General features: G+C 64.4%; 22 protein-coding genes and 2 tRNA genes. 13 read left to right on the top strand and 11 right to left on the bottom strand.

Annotation, left to right across the window (positions count from 1 at the left end; translation table 11 throughout):
- Positions 1 to 24: 24 nt before the first annotated feature.
- Positions 25 to 699 carry a pyrimidine 5'-nucleotidase gene (locus tag ACU0B3_RS10645; protein WP_446260835.1) on the bottom strand — a complete coding sequence of 225 codons (675 nt, stop codon included), beginning with the start codon at positions 697 to 699 and terminating at the stop codon, positions 25 to 27.
- Positions 700 to 823: 124 nt separating this feature from the next.
- Between ACU0B3_RS10645 and ACU0B3_RS10640 the strand changes: the two genes are divergently transcribed.
- Entirely contained in the window at positions 824 to 1447 is a 624-nt protein-coding gene (locus ACU0B3_RS10640) for a GntR family transcriptional regulator (RefSeq protein WP_446260834.1), read from the top strand.
- A gap of 226 nt (positions 1448 to 1673) precedes the next feature.
- Here ACU0B3_RS10640 and ACU0B3_RS10635 read toward each other — a convergent pair whose 3' ends face one another.
- Complete coding sequence (locus ACU0B3_RS10635; protein WP_446260833.1) at positions 1674 to 3533, bottom strand: glycosyltransferase family 2 protein; 1860 nt, start codon at positions 3531 to 3533, stop codon at positions 1674 to 1676.
- Between the two features lie 97 nt (positions 3534 to 3630).
- Positions 3631 to 4779 (bottom strand): glutamine-hydrolyzing carbamoyl-phosphate synthase small subunit, encoded by a 1149-nt coding sequence (gene carA / locus ACU0B3_RS10630; RefSeq protein ID WP_446260832.1) that lies wholly within the window; start codon positions 4777 to 4779, stop codon positions 3631 to 3633.
- A 151-nt stretch (positions 4780 to 4930) separates the two neighbouring features.
- On the opposite strand from carA, the gene ACU0B3_RS10625 reads away from it, so the two are divergent.
- A complete protein-coding gene (locus tag ACU0B3_RS10625; RefSeq protein ID WP_446260831.1) occupies positions 4931 to 5395 on the top strand; it encodes a GatB/YqeY domain-containing protein in 465 nt (154 codons plus the stop codon).
- 609 nt (positions 5396 to 6004) lie between these two features.
- On the opposite strand, the gene ACU0B3_RS10620 is transcribed toward ACU0B3_RS10625, so the two are convergent.
- The 3 genes from ACU0B3_RS10620 to ctaD form a co-directional block, all read right to left on the bottom strand.
- Positions 6005 to 6916, bottom strand: a complete 912-nt coding sequence (locus ACU0B3_RS10620) for a hypothetical protein (RefSeq protein ID WP_446260830.1) — start codon at positions 6914 to 6916, stop codon at positions 6005 to 6007.
- A gap of 1 nt (position 6917) precedes the next feature.
- Complete coding sequence (locus ACU0B3_RS10615; RefSeq protein ID WP_446260829.1) at positions 6918 to 7415, bottom strand: DUF2244 domain-containing protein; 498 nt, start codon at positions 7413 to 7415, stop codon at positions 6918 to 6920.
- A 137-nt stretch (positions 7416 to 7552) separates the two neighbouring features.
- On the bottom strand, positions 7553 to 9223 hold the full coding sequence (ctaD, locus tag ACU0B3_RS10610; RefSeq protein ID WP_446260828.1) for a cytochrome c oxidase subunit I: 1671 nt from the start codon (positions 9221 to 9223) through the stop codon (positions 7553 to 7555).
- Between the two features lie 353 nt (positions 9224 to 9576).
- On the opposite strand from ctaD, the gene ACU0B3_RS10605 reads away from it, so the two are divergent.
- Complete coding sequence (locus ACU0B3_RS10605; RefSeq protein ID WP_446260827.1) at positions 9577 to 9813, top strand: hypothetical protein; 237 nt, start codon at positions 9577 to 9579, stop codon at positions 9811 to 9813.
- Here the strand turns inward: ACU0B3_RS10605 and lipB are convergent, their stop codons facing one another.
- Positions 9814 to 10467 (bottom strand): lipoyl(octanoyl) transferase LipB, encoded by a 654-nt coding sequence (lipB, locus tag ACU0B3_RS10600; RefSeq protein WP_446260826.1) that lies wholly within the window; start codon positions 10465 to 10467, stop codon positions 9814 to 9816.
- A gap of 89 nt (positions 10468 to 10556) precedes the next feature.
- Between lipB and ACU0B3_RS10595 the strand changes: the two genes are divergently transcribed.
- Complete coding sequence (locus ACU0B3_RS10595; RefSeq protein ID WP_446260825.1) at positions 10557 to 11915, top strand: MBL fold metallo-hydrolase; 1359 nt, start codon at positions 10557 to 10559, stop codon at positions 11913 to 11915.
- A 54-nt stretch (positions 11916 to 11969) separates the two neighbouring features.
- Positions 11970 to 12056, top strand: a tRNA-Leu gene (locus tag ACU0B3_RS10590).
- 87 nt (positions 12057 to 12143) lie between these two features.
- Here the strand turns inward: ACU0B3_RS10590 and ACU0B3_RS10585 are convergent.
- Together ACU0B3_RS10585 and ACU0B3_RS10580 are read right to left on the bottom strand one after the other, a co-directional pair.
- A complete protein-coding gene (locus tag ACU0B3_RS10585; RefSeq protein ID WP_446260824.1) occupies positions 12144 to 13154 on the bottom strand; it encodes a cytochrome d ubiquinol oxidase subunit II in 1011 nt (336 codons plus the stop codon).
- Between the two features lie 77 nt (positions 13155 to 13231).
- Positions 13232 to 14632, bottom strand: coding sequence for a cytochrome ubiquinol oxidase subunit I (locus ACU0B3_RS10580; protein ID WP_446260823.1), 1401 nt, complete (start codon positions 14630 to 14632; stop codon positions 13232 to 13234).
- A 505-nt stretch (positions 14633 to 15137) separates the two neighbouring features.
- Here ACU0B3_RS10580 and ACU0B3_RS10575 point away from each other — a divergent pair.
- The 4 genes from ACU0B3_RS10575 to ACU0B3_RS10560 are packed head-to-tail and all read left to right on the top strand — an operon-like array spanning position 15138 to position 19099.
- Positions 15138 to 16562, top strand: a complete 1425-nt coding sequence (locus ACU0B3_RS10575; protein WP_446260822.1) for a circularly permuted type 2 ATP-grasp protein — start codon at positions 15138 to 15140, stop codon at positions 16560 to 16562.
- 4 nt (positions 16563 to 16566) lie between these two features.
- Positions 16567 to 17508: an alpha-E domain-containing protein gene (locus ACU0B3_RS10570; RefSeq protein WP_446260821.1), complete on the top strand. Its 942-nt coding sequence runs from the start codon at positions 16567 to 16569 to the stop codon at positions 17506 to 17508.
- Between the two features lie 4 nt (positions 17509 to 17512).
- A complete protein-coding gene (locus ACU0B3_RS10565) occupies positions 17513 to 18316 on the top strand; it encodes a transglutaminase family protein (protein WP_446260820.1) in 804 nt (267 codons plus the stop codon).
- Positions 18317 to 18337: 21 nt separating this feature from the next.
- Positions 18338 to 19099, top strand: a complete 762-nt coding sequence (locus ACU0B3_RS10560; RefSeq protein WP_446260819.1) for a peptidase — start codon at positions 18338 to 18340, stop codon at positions 19097 to 19099.
- 244 nt (positions 19100 to 19343) lie between these two features.
- Here ACU0B3_RS10560 and ACU0B3_RS10555 read toward each other — a convergent pair whose 3' ends face one another.
- Positions 19344 to 19565, bottom strand: a complete 222-nt coding sequence (locus ACU0B3_RS10555) for a sulfurtransferase TusA family protein (protein WP_446260818.1) — start codon at positions 19563 to 19565, stop codon at positions 19344 to 19346.
- Positions 19566 to 19658: 93 nt separating this feature from the next.
- Between ACU0B3_RS10555 and ACU0B3_RS10550 the strand changes: the two genes are divergently transcribed.
- From ACU0B3_RS10550 to ACU0B3_RS10535, 4 genes are all read left to right on the top strand, one after another.
- Entirely contained in the window at positions 19659 to 20411 is a 753-nt protein-coding gene (locus ACU0B3_RS10550) for a cytochrome c biogenesis CcdA family protein (RefSeq protein ID WP_446260817.1), read from the top strand.
- A gap of 101 nt (positions 20412 to 20512) precedes the next feature.
- Positions 20513 to 21721 carry a hypothetical protein gene (locus tag ACU0B3_RS10545; protein WP_446260816.1) on the top strand — a complete coding sequence of 403 codons (1209 nt, stop codon included), beginning with the start codon at positions 20513 to 20515 and terminating at the stop codon, positions 21719 to 21721.
- A gap of 59 nt (positions 21722 to 21780) precedes the next feature.
- The gene (locus tag ACU0B3_RS10540) at positions 21781 to 23073 is read left to right on the top strand and encodes a cytochrome P450 (RefSeq protein WP_446260990.1); all 1293 of its coding nucleotides are present in this window, start codon (positions 21781 to 21783) and stop codon (positions 23071 to 23073) included.
- A gap of 51 nt (positions 23074 to 23124) precedes the next feature.
- Positions 23125 to 23214, top strand: a tRNA-Ser gene (locus ACU0B3_RS10535).
- Positions 23215 to 23387: 173 nt separating this feature from the next.
- Here ACU0B3_RS10535 and ACU0B3_RS10530 read toward each other — a convergent pair.
- Positions 23388 to 23990, bottom strand: coding sequence for a hypothetical protein (locus tag ACU0B3_RS10530; RefSeq protein WP_446260815.1), 603 nt, complete (start codon positions 23988 to 23990; stop codon positions 23388 to 23390).
- Between the last annotated feature and the right edge of the window lie 96 nt (positions 23991 to 24086).

The raw sequence follows: 24086 nt of genomic DNA, 5'->3' as shown, positions 1-24086 counted from the left end.
ATGGCGCGGGGGCGACGTTGACCATCACGCGGGACCCGGTGTCGCAGCTTTGAGGCTGGTGAGACATTCGGAAAGGTCGGCGGCGTGCAGGTCGATGTAGGACGCTTCCACCGGCGCGGGCGCGATGTGCACCGTCACCAGCCCCATCTCGTGCGGCGCCTTGAGGTTGCGCGCCTCGTCCTCGAACATCACCGCTGCGCTTGGATCGAAACCATCGAGGCCAAAGACCGTGTCGAACGCCGCGCGGGCGGGTTTGGGGATAAAGCCCGCATGCTCCACGCCGTAAACGGCGTTCATCACACCCTCCAGCCCGCGCGCGGCAAGAACGCGGTCTGCATATTTTGCATCGCCGTTCGTGTAGACGATCTTGCGCCCGGGCAGCGCGGTGATCTGCGCAGTGAGGAGCGGGTCAGGCTCAAGCACGGAAAAGTCGATGTCGTGCACGTCGTGCAGAAAGGTCATCGCATCGGTGCCATGCTCGGCCATCAGCCCCGCCAGCGTCGTGCCGTGCTTGTCCCAGTACATCTGCCGCAACTCGGAGGCCGCCGCCTCCGCGATCCCCAGCTCGCGCATGATGAAGTCCGTCATGCGCCGCTCGATCTGGTCAAAGAGGCGCATCCGGGGCGGGTAAAGCGTGTTGTCGAGGTCGAACACCCAGGTTGTCACACGATCAAAGGGCGGTTTAAGCTGGTATGTCATAGTTAATCGCGTCTCCCGCTCAATTGCGCGCTTGATTGACATTGCATTGCTCGGCTAGTGTCGCAAGATGTCAGGTTTAGTTGACACATTTGCCAAGCCCTCCAACAGTGCCAGGTCCAGGCCCATGCCGCGTGATGCTTATGAACTGATTCTCAAGGCGATCGATGATGGGGAGTATCGTCCCGGCGACCGTCTGGTGGAGAGCGATCTGGCCGACAGGTTCGGCGTGTCGCGCACGCCCATCCGCGAGGCGCTGCAACGGCTTGAAACGCAATCGCTTTTGTCGCGGGACGGGCGCAGCCTGATCGTCGCCTCGCTTGACCACAACCAGCTCTCCGAGCTTTATGTCGTGCGTTCCGAGCTCGAGGGGCTGGCGGCGCGATTAGCGGCCAAACACGCAACCGACGAGGAGGTGCGCCTCCTGCAGGACATGGTGGCCGAGGACCGCGCGCTGGTCGATGACCCCGAAGCGCTCTCGCGCTCGAACCGGCGGTTTCACAAGCAGATCCACCTGGCGTCGCACAACCGGTTTCTGGTGCGGCAGCTCGACCTCGTGCACCGCTCGATGGCGTTGATTGCCACGACGTCGCTTGCGGCTGAGGGGCGGGGGCCGGCTGCGCTGGCCGAGCACGAAGCGATTGTGGCGGCGATTGCGGAGAAGGACGAGGCGGCCGCGTACCGGGCGCTGCGTGATCATATCTCCATCGCGTTTACGACGCGCCTGCGGCAAGAGCAGGAAAGCGGTTGACGGGCTTAGGGTCGCAGACACTTTCGCCGATTTATTACCCGCTTTGATCCGAAGCGCCCGCATTACGGGTACCGTCAGGCCGCGTCATGCCCAAGGCATGCCTCCGGCATGACCCGCCCCCATCAAACCGAAGGTTTGCCTTTGGCAAAACGGGCGGCGCGATTGCGCCACCCCTCGGGTCGGCGCGTAAACTTCCGTTATCGAAATTGTTAGCTCGTGTGCGAGGTTACTCCGCAGGCGTCACATGCGTGCCATGCGTGGTCTTATCCCAGTAAAACGGCTTCTGGATCAGCTCGAACAGGCCCTTGTAGGCCGCGGCGCAGCCCAGCGGGAAATAGAACATGAGCGTCGGCACCCACGGCGCCAGCCCCGTATGCCGCGTGCGCGAGACCGCGAACATCCCGATCAGGATCGAGGTGATCTCGGACAAAAGGAACGCAAGTCCGATGTGCCAGATCGTCTGGGTGCTGATCCAGTGCTCGAGCGGGTGCGCGAAACCCAGCAGCACCAGCCAGAACGACCACAGCACCGGCGCCAGCAGGAACTGCGACAGCGACGTCAGGAAAAAGACCTGGAAGCCAAGGAACTTCCAAGCGCCGAGCTCGCGCAGCAGCCGCACGGGCGCGCGCATGTGCACGAGATAGGTGACCATGTACCCTTTGAGCCAGCGCGAGCGCTGCTTGATCCAGGGCCAGAAGTGGTTGCATGCCTCCTCGTCGGTGTGGGTTGCGATCATCTCGGTCCGGTAGCCGTAGCGCGCGAGCCGCATGCCGAGGTCGGCGTCTTCGGTCACGTTGTGCGCGTCCCAGCCATGCACCTCCTCCAGCGCGTCGCGGCGAAAGAACACGGTTGTCCCGCCCAGCGGTATGGCAAAGCCCAGCCGCTCGAGGCCGGGCAGGATCACCCGGAACCACGTGGCGTATTCGATGGCAAAGCAGCGCGAGAGCCAGTTGGCGTGCGGGTTGTAGAAATCGAGGATGCCCTGCAGGCAGGCGACCTCGCGCGGCGCTCCGGCAAAGCGGGCGACGACCTTGTCGATCTGGTGCGGCTCGGGCGCATCCTCGGCGTCCCAGATGCCGACGATTTTGCCCCGGCAGAACTTGAGCGCGTAGTTCAGCGCGCGCGGCTTGGTGGTGACCTCACCCTTCGGCACGGTGATCACGCGCATCCAGGGCGGCAACTCCTCGCCCGCGATCAGGTCATGGGTCTGCGTGTCCTCCTCCTCGAGCACCAGCACGACATCGAGCAGCGCCTTGGGGTAAGCCAGCCGCTTCAGCCGTTCGATGAGGTCCAGCGCAATGCCGGTCTCACGAAAGAGCGGCACCAGCATGGAGACCTTGGGGCGGTGGAAGAAGACCGGCAGCCCCTCGGCGCGGCGCGCAAAGAAATGCGCGGTAAAGGCCGAGATCTTAAGAAACGCTGCCAGCATCAGTGAGCCGACCGCCCAGATCGCCAGAGCCCCAAAGAGGAGTCGTGCGTCGTAAAGCAAAGTCGCGACGAAGGCCGCACAAAACAGCAGCGGCGCCAGCCGAAGGCCGTAGCCTTGCCCCAGCGTGCGGCAGCTCAGCGCCTCGGGCATCTCGGTCTCGGCCGCGGCCACAAGCACATCGCGGTGCCAGGTCGCAAGCGTCGTCTGGATGTCCTCCTCTGACGCGACCCCCATGATGACCGGGTGCAGGTGATCCGGCAGCTCTGCGCGCAGCTCGGCGAACTTTTCGGGATAGGCGGTGGCGATCAGGGTCGCGTCACCGATCTTTGCCCAGGGCATCGCGCCATGTGCGAGGCAAAAGTCGACGGGCAGGGCGCAGGCCAGCGCCGGATCGGGCGGCGTCGCCGTGCTGTCGAGGTGCAGCGCGGCATGGCGCCGGGCGAGCGCATGCACGACCTGGGGGCGGGAAATGACGCCACTCGCGGTGAGTGTATCCGCAACCGGCGCGCCGTGCGACGCATGCTCGATCAACGCCGCGCTGAGGTCCGCCGCATCGAGCGCGGCAACATCCATCAGGATACGTCCGACTGGTTGATCAACATGCTGACCGGCGCGCACTGCCTGCGCCTTGGCCAGCGTCAGCTGGGCCGTGCTCATTTTCAAAGACCTTCCAACAAAGGGTTAAGGTCTTTTTCGCGCCGCAGGGCTTAATGTGAGGTAAAGAGCGCCGTTAAAAAAGCACAAATTTACCGGTTTAATCGGCCATCGAGGCCGCAAACCTTTCGAAAAGGTAAAAACTGTCCTGCGGGCCGGGGCTGGCCTCGGGGTGATGCTGCACGGAAAAGACCGGCTTGCCGGCGACGCGAATCCCGCAGTTCGAGCCGTCAAAGAGCGAGCGGTGTGTCTCCTCGACCCCCTTTGGCAGGCTCTGCGCATCGACCGCGAAGCCATGGTTCATCGAGGTGATCTCGACCTTGCCGGTCTCCAGGTCCTTGACCGGGTGGTTGGCGCCGTGGTGGCCGTGGTTCATCTTGACCGTCTGCGCGCCAAGCGCGAGCGCGAGCATCTGGTGTCCAAGGCAGATGCCAAAGACCGGCAGGTCCGCGTCCAGAACGCCCTGGATCATCGGCACGGCGTAGGCACCTGTGGCGGCCGGATCGCCGGGTCCGTTCGACAAAAAGACGCCGTCGGGCTTGTGGCTCAGAACGTCCTCGGCCGTCGCGCTTGCGGGCAGCACGGTCACGTCGCAGCCCGCCGAGGAGAGGCAGCGCAGGATGTTGCGTTTTGCGCCGTAGTCGATGGCGACGACCTTGTGCTTGGGAGCCTCCTGCGTGCCGAACCCGTCCGGCCAGGCCCAGCGGGTCTCGTTCCAGCGGTAGCTCTGTGCGCAGGTGACGTCCTTCGCGAGATCCATCCCTTCGAGCCCGGCAAAGGCGCGGGCCTTGGCGATCAGCGCCTCGACGTCGAACGTGCCTTCGGGATTGTGCTCGAGCGCGACATGCGGCGCCCCCTGCTGGCGGATCGCGCGCGTGAGCCGGCGGGTGTCGACGCCGCCGATGGCGACCCGGTTCCGGCGGGCGAGCCAGGCGGAGAGCTCTTCGGCGGCGCGCCAGTTCGACGGCTCGGTCGGGGACCACTTGACGACCATGCCCTCGGCGACCGGGTCGGCGGTCTCGTCATCCTCGGGGTTCACGCCCACGTTGCCGATATGCGGAAAGGTAAACGTCACGATCTGCCCGGCGTAGGACGGATCGGTCATGATCTCCTGATAGCCGGTCATCGCGGTGTTAAAACAGAGCTCTGCCGTGCGCAGCCCGGTCGCCCCGAACCCCTGGCCGTAGAACAGCTGTCCATCGGCGAGCGCCAGGCACGCGGTCGGGCGGGTCGGGCGGTGCAAGGCCATGGGCAGGCTCCTCTGGCTGGGCGCGGGCTGGGCGGGGCAAACGGGTGCGGGATAGGCCGCGCGCGGGGCGGGGTCAAGGGCGCGCGGCTCGCTTGATCCCCCGGCATCGCGCCAGTAGAACGGGCGCCTGATCCAAGCGTGGGGACGCGACATGAGCGATTTGAGGACGCGGCTGAGCAAGGCGCTGAAACAGGCGATGAAGGACAAGGACGCGGGCCGGCTCGGCACGCTGCGTCTGATCATGGCGGCCATCAAGGACCGCGAGATCGCCGCGCGCGGCGAGGGGCGCGAGGCGGGCATCGCCGATGACGAAATCCTCGCGATCCTCGGCAAGATGGTCAAGCAACGCCAGGAAAGCGCGCGCGCCTACGAGGAGGGCGGCCGGCTCGATCTGGCCGAGCAGGAGCTGAGCGAGATCACGGTGGTCGAGGAGTTCCTGCCGCGCAAGCTCTCGGACGCAGAGGTCGAAACGGCGGTCTCGGCGGCGATTGCCGAGGTCGAGGCCAGCTCGATCCGTGACATGGGCCGCGTGATGGGCGTGCTCAAGGGCAAGTACACCGGCCAAATGGACTTTGGCGTGGTTGGCCCGATGGTGAAGACGCGGCTTTCGGCGTGAGTGCGGGCGGGTGACGTTTGGGCTGTTGTCGAGCCGTCATTGCTGCATGCTCTGAGTTAAGACAGGTTTTCCGTTAACCACAATCGGCAGTGCCCACCTTACTGGGAAGGTAGGCACTGCCGAAAGCCAAGCTGCGGTTCGCTTCGTATGGCGCGCGAAGTGTGGGATGCTACATTGCTTTAGTTCGTGTGAAGAGTGTGCTCACGACCGGTTGGATACTCAAGCAATGTGAAACCTCTCCATTGGTCGGCGCGGCTCTCAGCTTTCTTCACACCCCCACTTACGGATGCCAAAACCCTAGCGTTTTTTCGCCAGTAAACGGCACTGCCCACCCTGCAGTATGGTGGGCAGTGCCGAAGATGTCGCAAGGACGTTTCCAGTTGGGCGGGTGAAACAAGTCGTGCCGTTTCACTTTCGGCGCGTTTGAAGCGAATGCCGCAATCCATTGGCTGCTTGAGAAACACCACCTCTTGCAAAGGAAAAGCCCGCTCCGCGCAGAGTCTCCACACAAGCGTCTATTCAACCAACAAGCGCTGCCTTTTCTCAACTACCAAACGGCAGTGCCCACCTTACCAGTAAGGTGGGCACCGCCGAAAACGGTGAGGCTCCTCAATCCTCTGCGCCAAGAGCCGGGATTTGAGACGCCAGCGTGGCCCGCTGCTCCTGCGTCGCCGGGAACCGCTCGACATACCGCGCCTTGAAGGACACGCGTCCGCGCCGGGCGCCGAAATTCTCTCCGTGGTTCAACACGTAGACGACGCGCGCCGTCTCGAGTGCAGCGAGCCGCGTGCCGGCGAGCGTGGCGAGGTAGGGAAACATCCGGTGCTCATGCGCGCTCATCGCGTGCAGCAGGGCGTGCGTCTCAGGGCCGGAGGAAGGGTCGACGTGCAAGGCGGCGCAGGAGCCGCAGAGCTTCCAGAACGCCTTGGCGCCAGGCTGGGTCAGGCTTTGCGGGCGGGCGGCGCCGAGCGCGCCCGTGCCGGCATTCCAGACGTATCCGTGGGTGACGAGGTAGCCGCCGGGCGCCTGGCGCGCGAGCATCTCGGCCACGAGGTCCGGCGTGGCGAGGTCATCGGCGTCAAAGGTCATCACGTAGGCCGGACGGGCGAAATGCGCGGCCTCAGGCGCGGTCAGTGCGGCCAGCTTGGCCCATTTGTCGTTGCCCTCCACCGCCGCGGTGAACGGCAGGAAGGTGATGCGCGGATCGTCCGGCAGGGCAGGGCGGTCCTGGCCGCAGATCACTGCGCGCCAGCGACCGTCGGTCTGTGCCATGAACTGGTCCAACGTCGCCCGCAGCCGGGCGCAGACACCCTCCCAGTCGGTCACGTGATGCCGGCCGACGAGCGGGATCAGGAACAGCACCTCTTCGGCGGGGCGTGGTGCATTGCGCGCGCGGCGCAGAGCCAACGCGGCCTGCTCAGAAGGCACGGGAGTGAGCACGCGCGACGCCAAACCCGGCGCCAGCTGCATCATGCGGCGGTGCCATTTGGGCGGCGCTGGCGCCTGGGCGGTGCGCGTCATCCTAGCGCGGCGCGGCGTCGGAGAGGCGGCGCTCGAGGTCGTCATAAAGCGCCTTGCGCTCGTCCTCCGACAGGAAAGCGCCGATCTCCACCTCACGACCATTGCCGGACAGCGTCACATAGTTCGGCACCGGCCCGCCCGCCGTGTGCAGCGTCGCACGCGCCCAGTAGGTGTTGCAGGCCCACTCCTGCGTGTCGCCGTTGGGATTGCGGCGCGTCAAGTGTGTGGCGTCTGCGGCGAGCGTCAGCCGCTCCTCGATCTCGCCCGACTTGTAGCTCGCCTGCAGCCCCCACCAGAGCGCCGCCACGGCGATCAGTACAAACGGCAGCATGCCCCACAGGACCGCCGTCCCGAGAAGGCCATAGAGCGGCAACGTGATCGCAGTAAAGCACCCCAGGATCACCGCGGCAAAGCCCGCGCGCGGCAGGGAACGGTGCGGCCACAGCGTCAGCTGCCAGGGCGCGTCAGGTGTCGTCGGATCGGTCCATTGATAGGGCATATCAGCAGCTTATGCGGTTACGTGGCATCGGAAAAGGGCCGGACTGCCGCAGGCAGAGCCACCCAAGGCGGGGGGCAGCGGCACAAACGCAAACGGCCACCCCGCAAGGTGGCCGTCCGCTGTTCAGAAGGCGCGCGTCAGTGCGCGTGGCCCTTGTCCCAATCCTCACGCTTCGGCAGCTGCTCGAAGGTGTGTTCGGGCGGGGGCGAGGGCAGCGTCCACTCCAGCGTGTCCGCGTACTCGTTCCACGGGTTCGCTTCGGTCACACGCGGGCCGCGCAGCATTGCCGCCGCCATGATGCCGAAGAACAGCAGGAACGAGGCAAAGGAGATGAACGCACCCCAGCTCGACACGTAGTTCCACAGAGCGAACTGCTCGGGATAGTCGATGTAGCGGCGCGGCATGCCCTGACGGCCTAGGAAGTGCTGCGGGAAGAACGTCAGGTTGGCGCCAATGAACATCATCCAGAAGTGGATCTTACCCCAGAACTCCGAGTACATGCGGCCCGTCATCTTGGGGAAATAGAAGTAGATCCCCGCAAAGATGGCGAACACGGCACCGAGCGACATCACGTAGTGGAAGTGCGCCACCACGTAGTAGGTGTCATGATAGACGCGGTCGATGCCCGCCTGGCTGAGCACGATCCCCGTCACACCGCCAAGCGTGAAGAGGAAGAGAAAGCCCAGCGCCCAGAGCATTGGCGTCTTGAACTCGACCGAGCCGCCCCACATCGTGGCGATCCAGCTGAACACCTTCACACCCGTCGGCACCGCGATGACCATCGTCGCCAGCATGAAGTAGCTCTGCTGGGTCAAAGACATGCCGACCGTGTACATGTGGTGCGCCCACACGACAAAGCCCAGCGCGCCGATCGCGATGATCGCCCAGACCATCGGCAGGTAGCCAAACACCGGCTTGCGGCTGAACGTGGCGATCACGTGGCTGATGATGCCAAAGCCCGGCAGGATGATGATGTAGACCTCGGGGTGACCGAAGAACCACAGGATGTGCTGGTAAAGCACCGGGTCACCGCCACCTGCGGGGTCAAAGAAGGTCGTGCCAAAGTTGCGGTCCGTCAGCAGCATGGTGATCGCGCCCGCCAGAACCGGCAGCGCCAGCAGGATCAGCCACGCGGTGACAAAGATCGACCACGAGAACAGCGGCACCTTGAAGAGCGTCATGCCCGGCGCGCGCATGTTCAGGAACGTCGTGATCATGTTGATCGCACCCAGGATCGACGAGGCACCCGAGACGTGCACCGCGAAGATCGCAAGGTCCATCGCCATGCCGCCCGTGTCCGCACTGTTTGTCGACAACGGCGGGTACAGCACCCAGCCAGCGCCGACGCCAAGCTGACCGCTCGTCGTACCCGGCGCAAAGACCGAACAGACCGCCAGCGTCGAGCCGGCGACGTAGAGCCAGAACGACAGGTTGTTCATCCGCGGGAACGCCATATCAGGCGCGCCGATCTGCAACGGCATGAAATAGTTGCCAAATCCGCCGAAGAGTGCCGGGATCACCACGAAGAACATCATCAGGATACCGTGGCCGGTCACCATCACGTTCCAAAGGTGCCCGTTGGGCGAGCAGGGATCGGCGGCAAAGCCCTCCATGCACATGTACTGGACGCCCGGCTCCATCAGCTCGAGGCGCATGTAGACGGTGAAGGCCACCGCGATAAAGCCCATCAGGGCGGAGACGATCAGGTACAGGATCCCGATGTCTTTGTGGTTGGTGGACATGAACCAGCGGGTGAAAAATCCGCGCTCGTCCTCGTGCCCGTGTCCTTGAATGGCGGCGTCTGCCATTTGGAGCTCCCTCGTTTTTGGCGACAGGTGAAGAAGACTCACCTATGTGGCGATAACGGCTGTCTACTGTGTGCAATTGTGCGCGGCAATGCACGACTTTGACGCAGGTGCCGGAAAATGCGCCGGAAACCACAGCCGCCTGCGTGTCGCACGATACAGCCAATGCGAGTTGGCGGGCCTTGCACTACACGCGCTGCGTGCAACCCGCGCGAGATACCGCGAAATCGCCGCACGAGCGTCTTCACCGGGGCTTGATGGACCGTGAGGGACGTCGGGATTTCCAGACCTAGGGAACCTCGATGCCATCACCTAAGTTACATCTCAGACTGCAACATCCCCTGGAAGACGCTGCCATGACCATGATCACCACCAACTTTGGCGCTGCCGCGCCGCGCCGCACGTTCCGTTTTGGCCCTGCGCACAAGGTGTTGACCCTGCTCGAACGCCTGCTGCAGACGCCGAGCAAGCGCCGCCTGGAGAAACGCGTGCGCCGCATCGAAACCCTGCGCCTGCTCGACGACGCGGCTCTCGCCGCCCGCGGCCTGCGCCGCAGCGAGATCACCGCTGCCGTGTTCGAAGGCCGCGCCTGATCAAGTCTCTCCAAAGATGTCGCCGTAGGTGCGCGCCAGCGCCGCGTCGACATCTTCCATCGTGACCGGAAAGCCAAGGTCCACCAAAGAGGTCACGCCATGCTGGGTGATCCCGCACGGCACGATCCCGTCAAAATGGCTCAAGTCCGGCTCGACATTGATCGAGAACCCGTGAAAGCTCACCCACTTGCGCAGACGAATGCCTATCGCGGCGATCTTGTCTTCACGCATTGACCCGTCCGCATTCGGCGCCTTCTCCGGTCGTGTCACCCAGACGCCGACCCGCCCTTCGCGAAGCTCACCCGTGACATTGAACGTGGCGAGCGTCGCGATGACCCAAGTCTCCAGCTGCTGCACAAACGCCCGCACGTCGCGTCCGCGTTTGCCCACGTCGAGCATCACGTAGACCACCCGCTGCCCCGGCCCATGGTATGTGTACTGCCCGCCCCGCCGCGCCTCGAACACGTCAAAGCGGTCCGGGTCTACAAGGTCCGCGCGCTTGGCCGACGTCCCGGCGGTATAAAGCGGCGGATGCTCGACCAGCCAGATCAGTTCGTCCGCCGTGCCGGCTGCAATTGCATCCGCGCGCGCCTCCATCTCGGCAAGCGCCGCGGGGTAGGGGGTCAGCCCGTCTGAAATCTTCCACTCCGGCATAGTGCCTCCACGTCGTGGCTCAGATGTGGCGTTTTGCGCCGCGCGCTGCAAGCGGGCGTGATTGACACCGCATTGGCAGCGCGCATCTTGTGATCAAACCGCCGGAGACGCCCATGCAGATCGAGTTCATCAACCACGCCTCCGTGCTGATCGGCGACGGCACAACCGCGATCCTCACCGACCCCTGGTATTCCGGCCCCGCCTTTCACAAGGGCTGGCGGCTCCTCGTCGAAACCCCCGACGCCGAGGTCGACGCGCTCCTCGACCGTGTCACGCACATCTGGCTCAGCCACGAGCACCCCGATCACTTCTCGATCAAGTTCTTTAAGACCTTCGGCCCCAAACTCATCGCCCACGGCATTCCCGTCCTTTTTCAGCAGATCAAGGACCAGCGCGTCGCCGCCTTCCTGCGCGGCGAGGGCATCACGCTCATCGAGATGCCGTTTGGCCAAAAGGTCCCCGTCGGCGCGCTCGAGCTGACCTGCTACAAGGACGACTGGTACGACAGCCTCGTGTCGATCAAGTCCGCGGACATGCACATCCTCAACCTCAACGACTGCCACGTGGACACGGAGGCGCGCGCCAAGGAGATCCTGACGCGCGCCGGGCCCTGCGACGTCCTCCTGACGCAGTTCTCCTATGCCGCGTGGAAAGGCGGGCCGGAGAACAAGGCGTGGCGCGAAGAGGCCGCCGCCGCCAAGCTGGGCAACATGGCCGTGCAGGCCGAGCTTTTGCAGCCGAAGACGGTCATCCCCTTTGCCAGCTACGTGCGCTTTGCCAACGCGCGTAACGCCTACCTCAACGACGCCGCCAACACGCCGCAGGACGTGCTGGACCGTTTCCCGGACGCGCCTTTCGACATTGCGGTCATGCAGCCCGGCGACATCTGGAACGGCACCGCCGATGCCGCGCGCACCGAGGCCGCGCTGGCCTACTGGCGCGCCGCCGCCACCACCGCCGCCGAAGCGCCGCCCATGACCTTCGACACCAAGACGCCAGACGAGATCCGAGCCGCCTTCGACGCCTGCATGGCCCGCGTGCGCGGCGCCAACAGCGTCTGGGCGATGAAGCTGGCGCAAAAGGTCTCGCCCGTCCGCCTCTTCCAGCCCGTCGTCGTGGAGTGCGACGATCTGGACGCTCGGTTCCGCATCGACATGGCGCAAGGCACGCTCACCCCGTCGCACGAGGCACCGCACCTGACGATGCACTCCGAATCGCTCTGGTTCCTCTTCCAAAACTCGTTCGGGTTCGACACGCTCACCGTGAACGGCTGCCTCGAGGAGGCGCAACCCGGCGGGTTTTCTCGCGCGGCCAAGGCGCTTGGCATCGAGACGCTCAACAACCTCGGGTTTCGCTTCGGCCCCGGCCTCGTTTTCGAGCCGCGCCTCATCGCCGTCACCCTTTCGCGCCTTTTTGCGGCCAGCAAAAAGTTGGCAAAGGCCGCCTAAAACCGCTTTTCAACGCAGGCCCGCTGAGCTAAATGCACGCCACTGCCAGACAGTGCGGTCGTGGCGGAATTGGTAGACGCGCAGCGTTGAGGTCGCTGTGGGGTAACTCCCGTGGAAGTTCGAGTCTTCTCGACCGCACCATGCAGAAACAGAAAAGGCCCGGCATTTGCCGGGCCTTTTCTGTTTCTGCTTGAGCCAAAATCTTCGTACGAGGATTTTACGTTCCCCTCAATCGTAGCGCAGCTCGGTCGCCTTGCCGCGGAACACGGTGTAGGCGAGCGCAGAGTAGAGGATGATCACCGGCAGCACGATGCAGACCCCCACAAAGATGATGAAGAGCGCCTCGGGCGCCGCCGCCGCCTCGTAGATCGTGATCTGATCGGGCACCACGTAAGGATAAAAGCTGTAGGCCAGCCCGGCAAACGCCAGCGAAAAGAGGATCACCCCGGCCACAAACGGCACCCAGGCAAAGCTGTCGTCGCGCGCCGGCAGGCGCTGCAGCGCGAACCAGAGCGCACCCAGCACCAGCGCCGACATGATCGGCAGCGGCGCGAGAAAGAGAGCCTCGGGAAACGAGAACCACTTGTCAAAGATGCGCGGGCTCGCAAAAGGCGACGCGATCGAGATCGCTCCAATCCCCAACAGAACGCCATAGATGCCGCCCCGCGCCCAGTGCACAGCCTTGGCCTGCAGCTCTCCGTCCGTCTTGAGCACGACCCAGGCCGCGCCGATAAAGCTGTAGCCGACCGTCAGGAAGACGGCGCACACCAGCGCAAAGCCCGCAGTGATCCACGACGCGTCGAGCCCCATGATGTAGACGCCCAGCATCCAGCCCTGTGCCAGCGAGGCCATGAGCGAGCCGGTGAAAAAGGTCCAGTTCCACGCCGATTTGTGTGCCGGAGGCGCCTTGGCCCGGAATTCGAACGCCACGCCCCGCAGGATCAGCCCGACCAGCATCACCGCCACCGGCAGGTAAAGCGCCGTCAGGATCATCCCGTGTGCCACCGGAAAGGCGACCAAGAGCAGTCCCACTGCCATCACGAGCCACGTCTCGTTGGCATCCCAGAATGGCCCGATGGAGGCGATCATGCGGTCCTTCTCGGCCTCATCGGCAAAGGGGAAGAGCAGCCCCACGCCGAGGTCGAACCCGTCCAGAACCACGTAGATCAGGATCGACAGGCCCATCAGCCCGGCAAAAGTCAGCGGCAGCCAGACGGCGGGATCGCCAAAGAGGTCCATCGGGTCGTCTCCAGTCTTCTTGAACGGGCCCGCCAGTGTTGGGGCGGGCCCGGGTCTTTACATTACGACGCGGCCGCTCACTCCGCCGGGATTTCCCGTGGCCCGCCGCGCGTTGCGGGCACCGGGTCCCGCGGCTCGGGGCGGGTGCCGAGCTGGCCGCGCACCGACCGCAGGCTGAGGTAAAAAAGTACGCCGATGTAGGCCGCCAGCAGCACCGCGTAGATCGACAGGTACGCGATCAGCGTCGTCAGCACCATCGGCGCTGGCACGTCGGCCACGGCCTGCTCGGTGCTCAGAAGGCCCGTCACCAGCCACGGCTGCCGCCCGATCTCGGTGGTGTACCAGCCCGCCAGTGTCGCAAGCCAGCCCGAGCCCGCCATCGGCACCAGCACCCACAAGAGCGGCTTCGGCAGGGCGTCCACGCCCCGGCGCTTCCACGCCATCATCGCAACCGCGGTCCAGCTGAGCAGCAGCATCGCCATGCCTGTACCGACCATCACGCGAAAACTCCAAAAGACAGGCGTGACCGGCGGGTGCAGCTCGGTCCCGTCCTCGGCGACAAAGTCGTTGAGCCCCGGCACCACGCCATCCACCTTGTGCGTCAGGATGAGCGAGGCGAGGTTCGGAATGCTCACCTCGTAGTGGTTCGTGCGCTGCTCCTCGTCCGGCACGGCAAAGAGGATCAGCGGCACGTTGCTCTTGGTCTCCCAGTTGCCCTCCATCGCCGCCACCTTCGCGGGCTGATGCTCGAGCGTGTTGAGCCCGTGGAAGTCGCCCGCCACGATCTGCGCCGGGATCAGGAGCGCGCCGAGCACGAGGCCCGTCTTGAGCTGCGCGCGCACCGCCTCGCCGCGCTCGCCCATGAGCCAGCGGAACGCGCAGAGACCGGCGATCAGGAAGGCCACCGTCAGGCCCGACGACAACAGCACGTGGATCAGGCGGTACGGCATCGAGGGGTTGAAGATCACGTCCCACCAGTTGGAGGCAAAGATCACCCCGTCGCGGATTTCATAGCCCGCCGGCGTGTGCATCCAGCTGTTGAGCACGAGGATCCAGAACGCCGAGAGCGTCGTGCCGAAGGCGACGAGGAAGGTCGCGAGCGTGTGCAGCCAGCCCGGCACCCGGCTGAAGCCAAAGAGCATGATGCCGAGGAACGCCGCCTCGAGGAAGAAGGCCGTCAGCACCTCATAGGCGAGGAGCGGTCCGGCGATGTTGCCCACGCTCTCCATGAAGCCCGGCCAGTTGGTGCCGAACTGGAAGGACATGGTGATGCCCGACACGACCCCCAGCGCGAACGAGAGGGCAAAGACCTTGACCCAGAACCGGTAGGCTTCCATCCACTTCATGTCGCCGGTGGCGTTGAAGCGCAGTTTGAAGAACAAAAGGACCCATCCCAGTGCGATCGTGATCGTCGGGAAGAGGATGTGAAACGAGATGTTTGCCCCGAACTGGATGCGCGAAAGCAGCAACGTGTCCATGGTGCCTGTCTCCTCAGCTCAAATGTCGGAAGACGTAGCTCTCCCGCGGTTGCTTCATAGGTAGGTGCGAGCCCTGCCCAGGCAATGCGCTGCGACGCCTTGGCGCGGCAGGTTTTCTGCGGCGCAGCGTGACGTAGAGGAGGCGGCGCAACACATTGTGTCGTAACAAGATTTTTCGAAGTGTTCGGCATATTGGGCGTGCACTGCGCAAACATGTTGCCTGCACATCATAGAGGCAGTCCATGTCGTCGACGAAAGCAGGCGATGTCTTGGATTCGGTCAAACAGAAATTCACGCGCCGACCCGAGGGGGGGCGCAATCGCGCCGCCCCAGTGGGGCGGGTCGGCGCGGCCTGACAGTGCCTGTCAGGCGGGTGCTTTTTATGAGGCGAGTGGGCATATCGAAGCCAGGACCACCTGCCACAATACCACGCACAAAGCGCCGTCGCACCCGTGAGGACGCATCATCCGGTTGAACCTGCGCGTGGGCTCGCTACTCTGGCGACATGACTGACACACCGCACTTTGACGAGATGCAGACCGCCGGCGAGGCCGTGCGCGCACCCTATGAGGCGTATCAGGGCTGGTTTTCCGATCAGGACATGGCCCGCCTCCGCAAGAAGGCGCGCGATGCCGAAGAGGTGTTCCGCCTCACCGGCATCACCTTCAACGTCTACGGACGGGAAGAGGCGGCGGAGCGGCTCATCCCCTTTGACATCGTCCCGCGCATCATCTCGGCGCGCGAGTGGACGCGGCTCGAAAAGGGGATCGAGCAGCGCGTGCGCGCGATCAACGCCTTTCTGCACGACATCTACCACCGTCAGGAGATCCTCAAAGCGGGGCGCGTGCCGGTCGAGATGATCGCGCAGAACGAGGCGTTCCTGCCGCAGATGGTCGGCACCACGCCGCCGGGCAACGTCTGGACGCATATCGTGGGTGTGGACCTGGTGCGCACGGGCGAGGACCAGTTCTACGTGCTCGAGGACAACGCGCGCACGCCGTCGGGCGTCAGCTACATGCTGGAGAACCGGGAGACGATGCTGCGCATGTTCCCCGAGCTCTTCTCCAAGAACAACGTGCGGCCCGTCTCGAACTACCCCCAATCGCTGCGCAAGTCGCTCGCCGCCTGCGCGCCTGCTGCCTGCTCCGGCAAGCCGACGGTCGCGGTGCTCACGCCCGGCATCCACAACTCGGCGTACTACGAGCACTCGTTCCTCGCCGACCAGATGGGGGTCGAGCTGGTCGAGGGCCACGACCTGCGCGTCGTGGGCGGGCGCATCGTGATGCGCACCACGCAGGGTTTCACGCCCATCGACGTGCTTTACCGGCGCGTGGACGACGATTTTCTCGACCCGCTCAACTTCAACCCCGACTCGATGCTCGGAGTGCCGGGGATCATGGACGTCTACCGCGCGGGCGGCATCACGATTGCCAACGCGCCTGGCACAGGCATCGCGGACGACAAGGCGATCTACAGCTACATGCCCGACATCGTCGAGTTCTATACCGGCGAGAAGGCGATCCTCGAGAACGTGCCGACATGGCGCTGTTCGGATGCTGACTCGCTGGCCTACGTGCTCGACAACCTTGCCGATCTGGTGGTCAAGGAGGTGCACGGCTCGGGCGGCTACGGCATGCTTGTCGGGCCTGCCGCCTCGAAAAAAGAGCTTGCTGCCTTCCGTGCCAAGCTGATGTCCAAGCCGGGCAACTACATCGCGCAGCCGACGCTGTCGCTCTCGACGGTGCCGATCTTTTCGCGCGCCGGGCTCGCCCCGCGCCACGTCGACCTGCGGCCTTTCGTGCTGGTCTCGCCCGACAAGATCACCATCACGCCCGGCGGCCTGACGCGCGTGGCGCTCAAGAAAGGCTCGCTGGTGGTGAACTCGTCCCAGGGCGGTGGCACGAAAGACACTTGGGTGCTGGAGGACTGAGCCGATGCTAGGGAAAACCGCCGGCGGCCTCTACTGGATGTTCCGCTACCTCGAACGCTCGGAGAACACCGCGCGCATGATCGAAGCCGGGCAGCGCATCGCGCTGACGCGCTCCTCCTCGGCGGCGGCGGAATGGGCCTCCATCCTCGCCGCGCTCGGCTGCAAGCAGGGGTTCGACGCCAAGTACGACAGGCCCGACGCGCAATCGGTTGTCGATTACCTTTTGCGCGATCACGACAATCCCAGCTCGGTCCGCGCGATGATCAACATGGCGCGCGACAACGCCCGCACCGTGCGCACCGCGCTCACGCGCGAGGTCTGGGAGGCCACCAACGAGTGCTACCTGACGCTCAAGGACGTGCTGGCGCGCCGCGTGCCCGAGCGGGACCTGCCCGAAGTGCTCGGCACCATCCGTCAGCGCTCCGCCTTTGTGCGCGGCGCGCTGCACGGCACGATGATGCGCAACGACATCTACAACTTTGCGCGGATCGGCACCTTTATCGAGCGGGCCGACAACACCGCGCGGCTCCTCGACGTCAAATACTACGTGCTCCTGCCCTCGGCGAGCCATGTCGGCAGCACAATCGACAACGTTCAGTGGGAGACGATCTTGCGCTCGGTCTCGGCCGAAGGCGCCTTCCGCATGGCCTACGGCGGCGACACGCAGCCCCGAGACATCGCCGACTTTTTGATCTTTGATGGGCGGATGCCGCGCTCGCTCACGTTCTGCGTGCGCAAGCTCAGCGAGAACCTTGGCCACATCGCATCGACCTATGGCCAGGCGACGCAAAGCCAGTCCGCCGCGGACGCGATGACCGCCAAGCTGGCCGCGCAGTCGATCCAGGAGGTCTTCGAATCCGGCCTGCACGAAGAGGTCGCTTGCTTTTTGCGCGACCTCTCTGCGCTCGGGCGCCAGATCGAAAACGACTACCGCTTTATCACGTGATGCCATGCGCCTGAAAATCTCCCACCAGACCACCTACCGTTTCGACACGCCCATGGCCTATGGCCTGCAGCAGCTGCGCAAGTCGCCCAAGACGCACAGCCAACAGCAGGACGTGCAGGACTGGTCCATCCGCCTCAGCGGCGCGCGCGAGGAGCTGTCCTATCAGGACGCGCATATGAACACCGTGCAATTGATCTCGTTCGAGCAGGACACGACCGAGGTCACCATCACCTGCGAGGGCCATGTCGAGACGACCGAGACAAACGGCGTGATCGGCAAGCACGGCGGCTACCTGCCCATGTGGCTCTTTCGACGGACAACGCCGCTCACGCGCCCGGGCGCGGGGGTGCGCGCGCTGGTCAAGGAGGTCGATGGCGCGCTCGACGAGCTGCCGCGCCTGCACGCGCTGTCGTCCGCCGTGGCCGAGGCCGTGACGTATGCCAAGGGCACCACCGAAGTGTCGATGACCGCCGAGGACGTGCTCGCCGCGGGGGAGGGCGTCTGCCAGGACCACGCGCATGTCTTTGTCTCCGCCGCCCGCGCCATGGGCCATCCCGCCCGCTACGTCTCGGGCTATCTGATGATGGACGACCGCGTCGACCAGGAGGCGTCCCACGCCTGGGCCGAAGCCTGGACCGAAGGGCTTGGCTGGGTCGGATTCGATGTCTCCAATGGTATTTCGCCAGATGCACGCTATGTCAGGGTCGCGACGGGATTCGACTATTCCGACGCCGCGCCGGTGTCCGGCCTGCGGTATGGCACAGGCGCGGAAACGCTCGATGTGCAGCTGCAAGTCGAACAGCAATAATTTCACGGAAGCAAACACCCTATGACGTATTGCGTGGCCTTGGCACTGGATGCTGGAATTGTCGCCATGTCCGACACGCGCACGAACGCGGGCGTCGACAACATCTCGACCTACCGCAAGATGCACACCTGGGAGGTCCCCGGCGAGCGTGCGCTGGTGCTGATGACCGCCGGCAATCTCGCCACGACGCAGGCCGTCGTGTCGCTGCTCGAAGAACGGATGAAGGCGCCCGAGGACCGCGACCCCTCGATCCTCAAGGCGCCCTCGATGTTCCAGGTCGCGACCATCATCGGCAACACGCTCAAGGAGGTCATCGCCTCGCAAAGCCCCGCCGGCCCGGACGCCGACGCCTTTGGCGCGACGCTGATCCTCGCCGGTCAGATCGCCGGCGGGCCGATGCGGCTTTTCATGGTCTACCCCGAGGGCAATTTCATCGAGGCCGGCGAGGATACGCCGTTTTTCCAGATCGGGGAGACCAAGTACGGCCGCCCCATATTGGTGCGCGCGCTCGAGCCGGACATGAGCTTCGCCGACGCGGTCAAGCTGATGCTCGTCAGCTTTGATTCGACGATCAAGGCAAACCTGTCGGTCGACGCGCCGCTAGACGTTCAGATCCTCGCAAACGACACGCTCCGGCTCGGCAAGTCCTGGCGTGTGGCAGCGGACGACCCGTATTTCCGTTTGATTTCAGATGGATGGGGGGAGGCGCTCAAGCAAGCCTTCGCCGCGCTCCCCGATTTCGACATCGACAACGTCGCGGAAACGCCCGCGCCGAAAATCTGAAAGCTTGCGCTCCCGTCCCGGGCCTGACCCGGGACCTCTTGAACGCCGTGCCTAAATCAAAGCGCCCGCCTGACAGGCACTGTCAGGCCGCGCCGACCCGCCCCCGTCAAACCGTAGGTTTGCTTTCGGCAAAACGGGCGGCGCGTTTGCGCCACCCCGCGGGACGGCGCGTGAACTACCGCCGTTCTCTCACAGTATCTGGGTCAGCGCATGAAAACTGACGTCGTTGAACCCCAACGCTCGTTCAACCACCCTTGCGCACCACGAACCGCAAGACGTCCCCGTCCTCGCCGCTCTCGACCAGCGCATGCCCGGCTTCGTTGCAAAAGTGCGGCACGTCGATCCGCGCTGCCGGGTCATCGGCCAGCACTTCGATCAGACCGCCCGCCGCCATCGGCTGCATGCGCTTGCGCAGCTTGAGCACGGGCAGGGGGCAAAGCAGGCCAGTCGCGTCGAGGTGATCCATGCCGCGCAGACTACCGCTCTGTTACAGGCTGTCCACAAGGATGTGACAACACGTTGGGGTGACGCGGCGCCGCATCTGGCGTAGGGCAGGGGCATGTTCGGGATCGACATCATCGACGCAGGTTTGCTGCCCGCCATGCTGGTCGCTTTGGCGGCAGGCATCGTGTCGTTCCTCAGCCCCTGCGTGCTGCCGATCGTGCCGCCCTATCTGGCCTACATGTCCGGGGTGGGCATTTCCGAGATCGAGGGCGACCGCGCCGCGCGCCGCAAGGCCATAGGCGCCGCGCTCAGCTTTGTGCTGGGCCTGTCGACGGTGTTCCTGATCCTTGGCTTCACCGCCTCTGCCTTTGGCGCGTTTTTCCTGCAAAATCAGACGCTTTTCGCGCAAGCCTCCGGCGTTGTGGTGATCGCCTTTGGCCTGCATTTCCTCGGCGTCTTTACCATCCCCTTCCTGAACCGCGAGGCGCGCATCGACGCCGGAGACACCGGCGGGAACGCGTTTGGCGCCTACGTGCTTGGCCTCGCCTTCGCCTTCGGCTGGACACCCTGCATCGGACCGCAGCTGGGCGCGATCCTGTCGCTTGCCGCGTCAGAGGCCTCCGTCACCCGCGGCACTGTCCTCCTCGGCATCTACGCCCTCGGCCTTGGCGTGCCGTTCCTCTTGGCGGCGATGTTCCTCACCCGCGCCATGGGCCTGATGAACCGGATCAAGCCGCACCTGCCGCTCATTGAAAAGATCATGGGGGCGCTGCTGGTCTTTGTCGGAGTGATGCTGCTGACGGGCGCCTTCTCGGCGTTTTCCTTTTGGCTGCTCGAGCGGTTCCCGGCGCTAGGTTTGATCGGCTGAGACCTGATCGGGTGATCGGTTAACCCTGATCGCGAAACACCTGCCTCACTTTTGCCAAATCTCCCCGCTAGCCTCATGAAAAACAGGCTATAGGTGACGATATGGCAGAGCAGGCCGCGTCTAACCAAACCGTGCGCACGCGCCGGGTGTTCTACATCCCCGGCTATGATCCGATCCATCCGCGTCGGTACCGGGAGCTATTCCGCAAGGAGAGCGCCGCGCAGGCCGAGATTTCCGGCTACGAAGTCACGCTCAAACCCAAGTCGATCAAGGGCGGCTACGGCTGGCGCGCCCACTCGGTCATCGACGGCGCCGAGACCGAGACCGAGTTCGAGGTCCTCGTCTGGTCCGACATCGTGAAGGGCTCGATGGAGCAGGGCATCCTGCAGACCTATGGCCAGCTTGTCCGCACTGCCTGGACCTACATCGTGCCCGGCGTGCTTTGGCGCTTGATGAAGCTGCGCCGCGGTCCGGTGATCGCAGCCCTTTACCCCATCGTCTTTCTCTTGGTGCAGCTCATGCTGGCGCTCGCGCTGGCGGCCCTCGTCGGCTGGGGTCTCTCCTTTGCCCACCCTTGGGCGGCGCCTTTGGGCCTTGCCGTCGTCTGGCCGGTGCTGGCCTGGTTCAAGAAGAAGGACGCCAAGTTCTTTGCCTACTACCTCATGCACGACTACGCCTATTCGGCCAAAACCGAGGGCGCCTACGCCCCCGAGCTCGAGGAACGCCTCGCGGAATTCGGGAACCGCATCGCCGCCGCTGCCGAAACGGACGTGGACGAGGTGCTGGTCGTCGGCCATTCGTCGGGCGCGCATATGGGCGTGACGGTGCTGGCCGATCTGGTGCGCGCGGGCCGAATCGACGAAGGCCGCGTGTCCTTCCTCAGTCTCGGCCAGGTGGTGCCAATGGTGTCCTTCCTGCGCAAGGCGGACCGGCTGCGCAGCGATCTTGCCATCATGGGCGCGCAGGGCCTCATCCCGTGGGTCGACGTCACCGCCCCCGGCGACGGCGCGGCCTTTGCGCTGTGTGATCCCGTCGCCGTCTCCGGCGCCGCCACCCCGGACAAGAAATGGCCGCTGGTGGTCTCGGCCGCCTACAGCCACACCCTCAGCCCCGAAAGGCAGGCGGACCTCAAATGGGCCTTCTTCCGGCGGCACTTTCAGTACCTTTGCGCCTTCGACCGCCCGAAATCCTACGATTATTTCCAGATCACCGCCGGCCCTCTGCGCCTTTGGGAGCGGTATGGCGGCAAGAAACCCTCCAAGTCGCGCATCGACAACTCCGTCTCGAAATACACGAGCCTCGCCGCGTGAACGCCGACCTGCCGCCTAAACCGCCCGCGCGCCCCGACCGGGTCTCGCTCTGGCGGTACATGAAGCTGTTCCGTCAGGACATCCTCAGCGCCCAGCCTGCGCGGCTTTATCGCGCGTGGATGGCGGAATTCAAAACGCCGTTCTTTCGCTCGTACCTTTTGAACCAGCCGCAACTCGTGGCCGAAGTGCTCAAGAAACGGCCCGATGATTTTCCCAAGTCGGATCGCATTGGAGAGGGGCTGCGCCCGCTCCTCGGCAACTCGGTTTTTCTGACCAATGGCGAGACGTGGAAGCGTCAGCGCCGCATTATCGATCCGGCCTTCGAGGGTGGACGTCTGCGCGACACCTATCCCGCCATGTGGCAGGCCGCCGATGCCGCCGTCGAGCGCCTTGCCACACAGACCGGCACCCCGATCGAGATCGAAGCGGAGACCAGCCACGCCGCCGCCGACGTCATCTTTCGCACGCTCTTCTCGATCCCCATCGAGCACGAGATCGCCCGCGCCGTCTTTACCGAGTTCCGCACCTACCAGCGGTCGCAACCGATCCTGAACCTCGCCGCCTTCGTGCCGCTGCCGCGCTGGATGCCGCGCTTTTTCGGCAAGGACACGCGCGCCTCGGCCCGGATCATCCGCGATCTCATCACCCAGCTTTGCGACCAGCGTCAGGCGGAGATCGCTGCCGGCACGGCGCCCGACGATCTGGCGACCAAGATCATGACGACCCGCGACCCGCAGACGGGCGAGCTTTTCACGACCTCCGAGATGGTCGACCAGGTTGCGATCTTTTTTCTCGCAGGCCACGAGACGAGCGCCTCGGCCCTCGCTTGGGCGCTCTACCTCATGGCCCGTTATCCCGACTGGCAGGACAAGGTCGCCGAAGAGGCGCAAGCCCTCGACAGCCCGGACTTTGCCAAGGTCTCCAAGCTCAAGATCAGCCGCGACGTCTTCCGCGAGACCCTGCGCCTCTACCCGCCCGTGCCGATGATGGTGCGCGAGGCGACCTGTCCCGAAGCCTTCCGCGACCGCAAAATCCCCAAAGGCGCGCAGATGGTGCTGAGCCCGTGGCACCTCCACCGCCACAACCGTCTCTGGGACGATCCTGACAGCTTTGACCCCGCACGCTTCGCCACCGAGAACGGCAAAGCCTGCATGCGCGACGCCTACATCCCGTTCTCAACTGGCGCCCGCGTCTGCACCGGCGCAGGCTTTGCCATGGTCGAGGGCGTCCTCCTTCTCTCGCGCATCCTGCGTGATTTCAAAGTCACTGCCGTCGGCGCCGAGCCCGTCCCCGTCGCCCACCTGACGGTGCGCTCGCGCTCCGGCATCCACCTTATGCTGACCCCGCGCTAGCCGCCGTTTCCCGCTTGCTCTTCTGCGCCGCCTTGCGCTAGACCCTGCGGCGGAGCGGTGGCCGAGTGGTCGAAGGCGCACGCCTGGAAAGTGTGTAGGCGGGAAACCGTCTCGAGGGTTCGAATCCCTTCCGCTCCGCCACCCAGTCTTAGGGCGGTTTGCGGTTTTCGATTGGTCGCATAAAACTCAATGTTCGTAAAGCGTTGCTGCACGAAGCTTCCGTTGAGACGCGTCTTTGCCTAGTGAATAGCGCCGGGAGAAGGCGTGAGTCTCAAGTCTTGATTTAGGCGGGTGGGTTTCCCCTTTGGACGGCTCTAGAGCGCGGCGACGAGTTCGCGCTGGTCGGTCCAATCGGTGGGGAGGGAATGTGTTTTGAGCCATTCGCTGGTGAAGGCGATAGGCCCCGCGCCTTCGATGACTGTTCTCAAAAGGTCTGGCGCGAGGAACGCTAATGGCAGGAGCGTCGCGATGCGCGAGGGCGATGTCTTCTCGGCCCTCGCGATCTCGGCCAGAGCTGTTCCATCTTTTAGTTGAGCGTACCAGTTCTGTGCTTTGGCGATGTTCTGGATCAGTGTCTGATCGATTGCATTTGTTGCTTCTTCCAAGGTCAGTTTGGTTTCCACCCCGCGTTTGCGGAGCTGGAATGGGCGGGAGAAGCTGAGCGCTTCGGGATCGATTTCAGTCGCTTCGATGTTCAGCTGCGAGGCCAGCTCTGCGCCACTTAGGCAAACCTTCATTGAGCCAGGGCTTATCTGCACGCGATCAACAAGACCAAGCAGTTGCACTTCGATCGAGCCTGCCAGGCGAACTAGCTTCGGAGTGATCGACGCGATCTTTGCGGTGCTTGGAGAGCTGGGCAGCTTCGCCGCAGTTGAACCGCCCCGGTTTTGCCGGAGACTGTTGAGTTCGTTTTTCAAGCTACGATTTTATCTGACTGCAAGGCTTGTTCGTATTTCTCCTCTGCTTCGATTGGTGTGATGTAGCCGAGCGGCTCAGGCAGGCGCTCTTTGTTG

The organism is Pseudaestuariivita sp. (assembly GCF_052825805.1).
Note: the sequence above shows the minus strand (reverse complement) of the source record. Positions and strands in the feature narration are given on the sequence as shown.